This window comes from Prevotella sp. SGI.167 (genome assembly GCF_050313615.1).
In the GTDB taxonomy this organism is placed as follows: domain Bacteria; phylum Bacteroidota; class Bacteroidia; order Bacteroidales; family Bacteroidaceae; genus Prevotella.
The window spans coordinates 1-560 of sequence record NZ_JBNPLT010000125.1 but is presented as its reverse complement, the minus strand read 5'-3'; the positions used below and the strand labels follow the sequence as shown (position 1 = coordinate 560).

Below are 560 nucleotides of genomic sequence, written 5' to 3'. Positions count from 1 at the left end.
ATGCTCAGGAGCTTGTCTTAAAACTATGTGCGAATATGAGTTACTTTACTGAGTGCTTATCTACCCATTCCTGAGAGAACACAAAGTCTTCAGATAAGATACTACTTTCTACATATTCTTTAATTAAAGAAGCATGTGAGAGCGGAGAAGACAAATCATTTATATCACAATTAGTATTATAATCAAGTAATACTATTGTCTTATTGTGTTCATTTAAATAAGTTAGATAATCTGTCTCTTCGCGACAACACCATAAAAGCATGTATTCATAAGCAGGCTTGTAAATACTATATCTTGCAGTAGAATAGTCTATTAGCTTTCCCCAAAACATGTGTCCCAAACACTTGCCAAAACGTCTACAGCTGCGCTTCAAATTGCGCATAGTAGTGTTAGTGAAGCAAGAAGTATCAATACCTGCATGCTCAAACACCTTCAGACCTTGCCACATACCTTCTACAGAAGCAGAATAGTATTTAAATGGTCTCTGTTCTGCTGAACCCAGATATGGGTCTCCATCCTTAGGCTCTTTATCAGAACCAAACACTGGAATATCACCATGT

At 36.8% G+C, this 560-nt stretch carries 1 protein-coding gene; it reads right to left on the bottom strand.

Annotated elements, in window-relative coordinates; all coding sequences use genetic code 11:
• Positions 1–40 precede the first annotated feature (40 nt).
• Positions 41–560 (bottom strand): DUF6939 family protein (locus ACQRBJ_RS16180; RefSeq protein WP_445304253.1); only part of this gene is annotated, 520 nt, incomplete at its 5' end.